The organism is Anaerolineae bacterium, assembly GCA_014360855.1.
GTDB lineage: Bacteria > Chloroflexota > Anaerolineae > JACIWP01 > JACIWP01 > JACIWP01.
On the sequence record JACIWP010000159.1, the window covers coordinates 1 to 7,508 of the forward strand.

The 7,508-nt window shown below is 65.0% G+C and carries 7 protein-coding genes; 4 read left to right on the plus strand and 3 right to left on the minus strand.

Annotated features, from left to right (window positions below; all coding sequences use genetic code 11):
• Positions 1-1,029 (minus strand): dihydroxy-acid dehydratase (locus H5T60_09455; protein MBC7242657.1); only part of this gene is annotated, 1,029 nt, incomplete at its 3' end.
• Between the two features lie 573 nt (positions 1,030-1,602).
• On the opposite strand from H5T60_09455, the gene H5T60_09460 reads away from it, so the two are divergent.
• From H5T60_09460 to H5T60_09475, 4 genes are read left to right on the plus strand one after another with little or no spacing between them, the layout of a single operon-like run.
• Positions 1,603-2,943 (plus strand): hypothetical protein, encoded by a 1,341-nt coding sequence (locus tag H5T60_09460; GenBank protein ID MBC7242658.1) that lies wholly within the window; start codon positions 1,603-1,605, stop codon positions 2,941-2,943.
• Between the two features lie 57 nt (positions 2,944-3,000).
• Positions 3,001-3,261: a hypothetical protein gene (locus H5T60_09465; GenBank protein MBC7242659.1), complete on the plus strand. Its 261-nt coding sequence runs from the start codon at positions 3,001-3,003 to the stop codon at positions 3,259-3,261.
• A 1-nt stretch (position 3,262) separates the two neighbouring features.
• A complete protein-coding gene (locus tag H5T60_09470) occupies positions 3,263-4,405 on the plus strand; it encodes a hypothetical protein (protein MBC7242660.1) in 1,143 nt (380 codons plus the stop codon).
• 44 nt (positions 4,406-4,449) lie between these two features.
• Complete coding sequence (locus H5T60_09475; GenBank protein MBC7242661.1) at positions 4,450-4,740, plus strand: translation elongation factor-like protein; 291 nt, start codon at positions 4,450-4,452, stop codon at positions 4,738-4,740.
• A 45-nt stretch (positions 4,741-4,785) separates the two neighbouring features.
• Here the strand turns inward: H5T60_09475 and ptsP are convergent, their stop codons facing one another.
• Both ptsP and H5T60_09485 read right to left on the minus strand, forming a co-directional pair.
• Complete coding sequence (gene ptsP / locus H5T60_09480; protein ID MBC7242662.1) at positions 4,786-6,513, minus strand: phosphoenolpyruvate--protein phosphotransferase; 1,728 nt, start codon at positions 6,511-6,513, stop codon at positions 4,786-4,788.
• Between the two features lie 95 nt (positions 6,514-6,608).
• The coding region (locus H5T60_09485; protein MBC7242663.1) for a PTS ascorbate transporter subunit IIC at positions 6,609-7,508 on the minus strand (900 nt) is incomplete at its 5' end.

Consider the following 7,508-nt stretch of genomic DNA (forward strand, 5'->3'; position numbering starts at 1 on the left):
CGTGACGGTCATGCATGCGGTGTCGAGCACACCTTGTTCCGCCAGCCGGCGCATGACCCCTTGGATGCCGCCGGCACGGTGCAGGTCCTCGATATGATGCCCGCCCGGCGCCGGGCTCATCTTGCACAGATGAGGCACCTGGGCGCTGAGCGGGTTCAGCTCGGCCAGGGGGAATTCGATGCCGGCCTCATGGGCGATGGCCATGACGTGCAGGACGGAGTTCGTGGAGCCTCCCAACGCCATGTCCACGGCGAAGGCGTTGCGGATGGCGCCGGCGGTCAGGATATCGCGCGGCCGGATGTCCTGCCGCAGGAGCTGGATGATGCGCATGCCGGCCTCCTTGGCCAAGCGCAGGCGTTCCGCATCGACTGCCGGGCAGGTGCCGCTACCGGGCAGGGACAGTCCCATGGCCTCTGTCAGGCAGTTCATGGTGTTGGCGGTGAACATGCCGGCGCAGGAGCCGCAACCCGGGCAGGCGGCCTCTTCCAGGGCGGCCAGCTCTTCCTCGGTCATGCGGCCGGCGGCCACCGCGCCCACCCCCTCGAACACGTTGGAGAGGTCCACGGAACGACCCTGCCAGTGGCCGGCGAGCATGGGGCCGCCGTTGATGACGATGGCGGGGATATTGATGCGCGCCGCGGCCATCAGCATGCCGGGGATGATCTTGTCGCAGTTGGGGATGAGGACAATCGCGTCGAAGGCGTGAGCCTGTACGAGGATCTCCACCGAATCGGCGATCAGCTCGCGGCTGGGCAGGGAGAAGCGCATGCCAGCGTGGTTCATGGCCAGACCGTCGCACACGCCGATGGTGTTGACCTCGAAAGGTGTGCCGCCGGCGGCGCGAATGCCGGCCTTGACCGCGTCCGCCACCTGGCGCAGATGGACGTGGCCGGGGATCACCTCGCTGTAGGAGTTGATGACCCCGATAAAGGGTTGGTTCATCTCGAAGTCCGTGACTCCCAGCGCCCGCAGGAGCGAGCGGTGCGGTGCGCGTTCCAGGCCTTTTTTCACTTCGTCGCTTCTGAGCATCCTCGTATCCGCCTTTCTTTCGATGATGGTGGGTAATAAAAGGCCTTTCTTCAGACATGCCGGCGAAGACCGGCACGCCTGAAGAAAGGCCTCAATGCCCATTGGTCGGCCGCGTTGGGACCAGTACGATACAAAAATAAAAGCCTCCCGGTTGGGAGGCTTCTTATGGCTGGTGTTTGCTCTCGGGTGTGCCTATCTCGCGCCCTCCCCAACCGGAACCAGGCTCTGGCCAATAAGGACCAGAACCAAGATGCCAAGAATAATTACCAGGTTCAGGGAGAGCACATTCACCAGATTCATCGTATGTACCCGCACACCGTCTGATTACCTCAGATTCTGATATTATTGTAACACAGCTCTCCGGATTTGTCAACTGGGATTTTTGGGGGATTTGGGCAGATCGCCACCGCGACTGAGGAGCCGGCATACAGCACATCCATTGACGTTCGCTCTCCTCCGTGCTACAATAGCGTTAGGAGAGTAAACCACTGCCCGGGGCATTCTGTCACCGCCGGCCATCCGCCGCCCCTCTCATTGTCCGCCGCACGTCCGACTCTCCAGGAGGATGCACCCGTGAAAGTCCGCCTTCCGATCATGATTCAGGACCCGCTGACGTCCCGCTACAAAGGCATGCGGCTTCAGGAATCGTTTTACGTCACTGAAGAGCCCTTCTTCCTGGACGGGCCGGTGACCATGCGCCTGGCGGTCGTGGATTTCGACCCGGAGACCGGGGCGCGGGTCCCCGGCGCCCGGTTTGTCCCGCCGGCCGGCGGCCGCACCGTCGGATATTACGCGTTGGCCAACCCGTATGATATCTATGCCCCGGATTTCATCCAGGTCAATGCCTTCAGCACGGTGCTGAAAACGCTGTACATGTTCGAGGAGGCGGACACCCTCGGCCGGCCGGTCATTTGGGCCTTCGGCGCGCCTCAGCTCCTCATCGTGCCGCGCGCCGGCGAATGGGCCAATGCTTTCTACGAGCGCGATTCGCACAGCCTGCAGTTCTTCTATTTTGGCGCCGGCGGCCAGCGGGTGTACACCGCCCTCTCGCGCGATATCGTGGCGCACGAAGCCGGCCATGCCATTTTGGACGGCATCGCTCCCGACCTCTACAACGCCTGCACACCCCAATCCCTGGCCCTGCATGAGGCCGTTGCGGACCTGACCGCTCTCCTGATGGCCTTTTCCAGCCACAGCCTGCGCCGCGTCGTCCTGGAGCAGACCGGCGGCTCCATCCGCGACTCCACCGCCTTCAGCGCCGTGGCCGAGGAGTTCGGCCGGGCGCTGGACCCCACCGGCCGCATCGGCTACCTGCGCTCTCTGCTGGACCCGATCAGGATGGATCAGGTATCGCGTTCCGAACCTCATGCGCTCAGCGTGGTGCTCAGCGCCGGCCTGTACCAGGTCATGGTGCGGCTCCATGAATGGCTGAAACAGCGCTACATGCAGGAAACGGGCAAGTCCGAGCTTTCGGTCTCCGGCCGCGCCCTGGGCATCGGCGTCAAATGGTTCAAAAGCCTCATCTTTCGCGCCCTGGATTACCTGCCGCCCGGTGAAATCACCTTCGCCGATTACGGCCGGGCCATCCTGGCCGCGGACCAGGCCCTGTTTCCCGGCAATGATCTCTTGCGCGAATGGATCCGTCAGGAGTTTATCCGCCGGCGTATCGTCAGCTCCCCCGACCAACTCGCCGTGGAAACGGACTTCGAGCACCCGGCATTACAGGATACGGACCTCCAAGCCCTTGCGGAGAGCGACTGGGCGGCGTACTTCTTCGCCAACGAACATCGCGACCTCTTTGGCGCCCCGGCGGATGTCCCCCTGCGTGTGCGGCCGCGCCTTGACGTCTCCAAGCGCTACTATTTCCGCGAGGGGAGCCGGGTTGTGCGTGAGCTGATCTTCAAGGTTTCATAGGACCATTATGAGCCCAGCGGCCTTGGCCGGCCCTTCCCTGCCCAGCGGCAGATCACCATGGGCGCGACCCTGGCGATCGATTGGGAAACGCGCCGGGTGCGGGCGCGCCTGGTTTCCCAGCACGGCCAGCAGGAGCAGAGCGACCGCGATGCACTCCTGGACCGTCTGGCTCGCGCCGGCCTCTTGCTTCCCGGTGCCTATGCCATGGGGTTCGACGGCAGACCCCTGCGCGCCGCGGTGCGGGCCGAGATCATGAGTGATGAGCTGATGCGGGTGCGGCGCACCGCCAATTTACTGCACTTGATTCCGGAGGGATAACGTGGACGCACTGCGCGTGCGCTGTTACAACGTCCGCTTTGGGGACGCCATCCTCATCTCGATCCCTGACCGCACGAGCGCCGGCAACCCCATCACCCGGCAGGTTCTTATTGACGTGGGCAACGTGCTGTCGGGCGCCGGCGGACAGGACGAGCTGTTCGCCCCCGTCATCCAGGATATACGGAGCCAGCTCCGCGGCCGGCCGCTGGACCTGTACGTGATGACACATGAGCATCTCGACCACATCCAGGGCCTGCCCTATGTCCATGCCCGGCTGGGCACCGAACTGCGCGCACGACACACCTGGCTCACCGCCTCCGCGGCGCCGGATTACTACGGTCGGCATCCCGAGGCCCAGCGCCGGCTGGACGCTCTGCGCCAGGCGTACACGCGGATCGAGGGCTTTCTTGCCGCCTCTCCTGGACTGCTCACGCCGGCCCTTCAGGCGATGCTCTATAATAACGACCCGCGCCGCACCGCGGACTGCGTGGACTTTCTGCGCACCATCGGCCGGCGAACCTGGTACGTCTATCGTGGGTACGACATCTCCCGCCGGCCAAGCCTGCGCGACGCCCGGCTGGAAATCTGGGCGCCGGAAGAGGATGTGTCCATCTATTACAGCCCGGTACTGCCCATGGCGCTGAACGCGCCGGCGGAACTCTCGCTGGCGCTGAACACGCTTTCCCCGCCGGCCGGCGTGGACGCCGGCGCATTCTATAACCTGGTGGAGATGCGCCGCAGGGGATTCATGGACAACCTGCTGGCCATTGACCGCGCCGCCAACAATACCAGCGTCGTCTTCAGCCTGGAATGGCACGGCTGGCGGCTGTTGTTCGCCGGCGACGCGGAAACACGAAGCTGGCAGACCATGTTCCGCAAGGGCGTTCTGCGGCCGGTCCATTTCCTGAAGGTCAGCCATCACGGGAGCTTCAACGGCTTGCCGCCGGCCCCTATCCTGGACGCCCTTCTGCCCCAACCGGCGCCCGATGGCCGGCCGCGCTATGCCGTCGTTTCGACCTTTCCTGAGACGTACAACAACGTCCCCGCCGCCGCTGTGCTGGAGGAGCTGGCGTCGCGCTGTACCCTGCGCTCCACTCTCGATGTCCCTGACGGCGCCTTCCTGGATATTGTCTTTCCGCCGTGAGAAGGGTGTACCGAACCGGTATGGTCTCTGAGGAGGGATGAGCCATGCGCGAGCGGGTTGGCACGGTAACGCATTATTTCAACCGTATCCACGTCGCCGTCATCGCCCTGACCGGGGAGTTGAAGGTGGGGGATATGGTGCATATTTACGGTCACACGACAGATTTCATCCAGCGGGTCGGCTCCATGGAGGTCAATCACCGCAAGATTGAGTACGCCGGCCCTGGCGAGGAGGTCGCGCTGGAGGTGGTGGACCGGGTGCGCAAAGGCGACACCGTCTATAAGATCACTGGGGAAGATGTGGAGGAGCCGGGGTTCTTCTGCGGCATGGGATGATGAAAAGAGCGGCAGTCACCTCCGCGGTGACTGCCGCCTGAACCCTCACAGGTTTGCCAGGAACGCCCGCACCAGCTCGCGCACCTCGCCGGCGGTCTCGCACTCCAGCGCCCGCCGGGCGAGCTGACGCGCCGGCTCCTCGTGCATTCGACGAATGAGCGCCTTGGCCTCGGGGATCGCCGAGGCGTTCATGCTGAACTCGTCCAGGCCCAATCCGAGCAGGATGGGAATGGCCTCGGGCATGCCGGCCATTTCCCCGCACATGCCGACCCACCGCCCCGCGGCGTGGCCAGCCTGAATGACCTGATGGATCTGCCGCAGGATAACCGGATGTAGGGGCTCGTACAGGTACGAGACGCGCTCGTTGGTCCGGTCAATGGCCATGGAATACTGGATCAGGTCGTTCGTGCCGATGGAGAAGAAGGCGGCCTCTTTCGCCAGGATATCTGCCCCGATCACCGCCGCCGGCACCTCCACCATAATGCCCACCGGCACGTCCGGTACCTCCAGCCCTCGCTCCCTCAGTTCGGACTTGGCCTCCTCGACCATCGCCTTGGCGTTTCGCAGTTCCTCCACCGTGGCGATCATGGGAAACATCATAAATACCCGATGGCCGGCGCTGGCCCGCAGGATGGCGCGTATCTGCGCCTTGAACAGCTCCGGCATACCCAGGCACAGGCGCACTGCCCGCCACCCCAGGAAGGGGTTCAGCTCCTGGCCGATGGGCAGATAGGGTACCTGTTTATCCCCGCCGATGTCTAGCGTGCGGATGACCAGCGGGCGGTCACCGAGCGCCTCCGCGATCTGGCGGTAGGCCTGATACTGCTCTTCCTCGTCGGGCATGCTGTCGCGTTCCAGGTACAGGAACTCGGTGCGCAGAAGGCCCACCCCCTCGGCGCCCCAGCGAACCGCCTCCGCCGCCGAGCGCACATCGCCGATGTTGGCCACCACCTCGACCCGCCGGCCGTCCGCGGTGTAGGTCAATCCCTGCGCAGACTCCTGCCGGCGCTTTTGCTCCGCGGCCCACTGCGCATGTCGCGCTGTAAATTCTTGGCGGCCGGCTTCATCCGGCCCCACCCATACCAGGCCGGCCGATCCGTCCACCGCCAGCAGTTCGCCGGCCGGCAGTTCCATCACTGCCTCACCAATGCCGACCACCGCCGGGATGCCCAACTGCCGGGCCAGGATGGCGGTATGGGAGGTCGGCCCGCCCATGGCCGTGCAGAACCCCAGGACGCGGGTGCGGTCCATCTGTGCCGTGTCCGAGGGCGTCAGGTCGCGCGCCACCACGATGCTGGGCTCCACCAGATCGGCCAGGCTGGCCCCGCCGGTGCCGGCCAGGATGCGCAGGATCCGCTCACCGACGTCGCGCAGGTCTGCCCCGCGTGCCCGCAGATACTCATCCTCCAGCGCATCGAACATGGCCGCCACTTCCTCGATGGTGTCGGCCAGCGCGGCCTCGGCATTGATGCGCTGAGAGCGAATGCGTTCCACCGTGCTGTCGATCAGCATGGGATCATCCAGGAACATCTGATGCGCCTCGAAGATGGCGGCCGTCTCCGTGTCCCCGGTCTCCTGGAGGACTTTGGCATGGATGGCGCGCAACTGCTCCGCGGCCTCTTTCACCGCTGTCTGGAAACGCTGGACCTCTGCCTCTGGGTCTGGAGCGGCATAGCGGGGCACAGGGGGTTTTTCCGGGCGGTAGATGTACGCCGGCCCGATGGCCACCCCTTCCGAGGCCGGCGTGCCGCGCAAGACACGGCGGGCGTTCATGGGACCTCCTTTCCAATCCTGGGCATAAAATCATGGAGAGGCGCCACAGCACCTCTCCATGAATTGTACCCAAAATAGGCGGTAAGACAAACGACCTAGCGGAGCAGGCGAGCGATGGTGCCGACCAGGATGCCAACCCACTGGAAGTCGGAGTCGCCGAAGGTGGTGTTGGCGAAGCCCAGGTCGCCCAGCACCGGCAGGAGCAGGGCCGCGCCGAAGGTGATGATCAGGCCGTTGATGAAGGCGCCCAGGATGCAGCCGCGCCGGCCGCCCGTGGCGTTGCCGAAGACGCCGGCCGTGCCGCCCACGAAGAAGTGCGGCACCAGGCCGGGCACGATGACCGTCGCGCCGATGGCGCCCAGGATCAGCATGCCGACGATGCCGGCGATGAAGCTGGAGATGAAGCCCACCAGCACGGCCGTCGGGGCGAAGGGGAAGGTGACCGGGCAGTCCAGGGCCGGCTTGGCCTGCGGGACGATCTTGGACGCGATACCCTGGAAGGCCGGCACGATCTCCGCCAGGATCATGCGCACGCCCTGCAGGATGACGGCGACGCCGGCGGTGAAGGTGAGGCCCTGGATGATGGCGAACACCAGGAAGTTCTGCCCGCCGGACAGCTTCTCATGGACGAAGGTCGGGCCGGCCGCCAGCGCACCGATGAGGTAGATGATGATCATCACCAGACCAGTGGCCACCAGCGAATCGCGCAGGAAGCTCAGGCCCGTGGGGAACTTCAGGTGCTCGATGCTGTCGCTGTCATCCGGCTTGCGCCCGAAGATCATGCCGGTGTAGGCGGATACCATGTAGCCCAACGTGCCGAAGTGCCCCAGCGCCACGTCATTGCCGCCCGTGATGCGGCGCATGATCGGCATGGCCCAGGCCGGCATGAGCACCTCCACGAAGCCCAGGATCACTGCGCCAACAACCACCAGCGCCGCACCGCGGATGCCGGCCGTGCTCAGCACCGCCGCCAGCAGGGCCGCCATGTAGAAGGT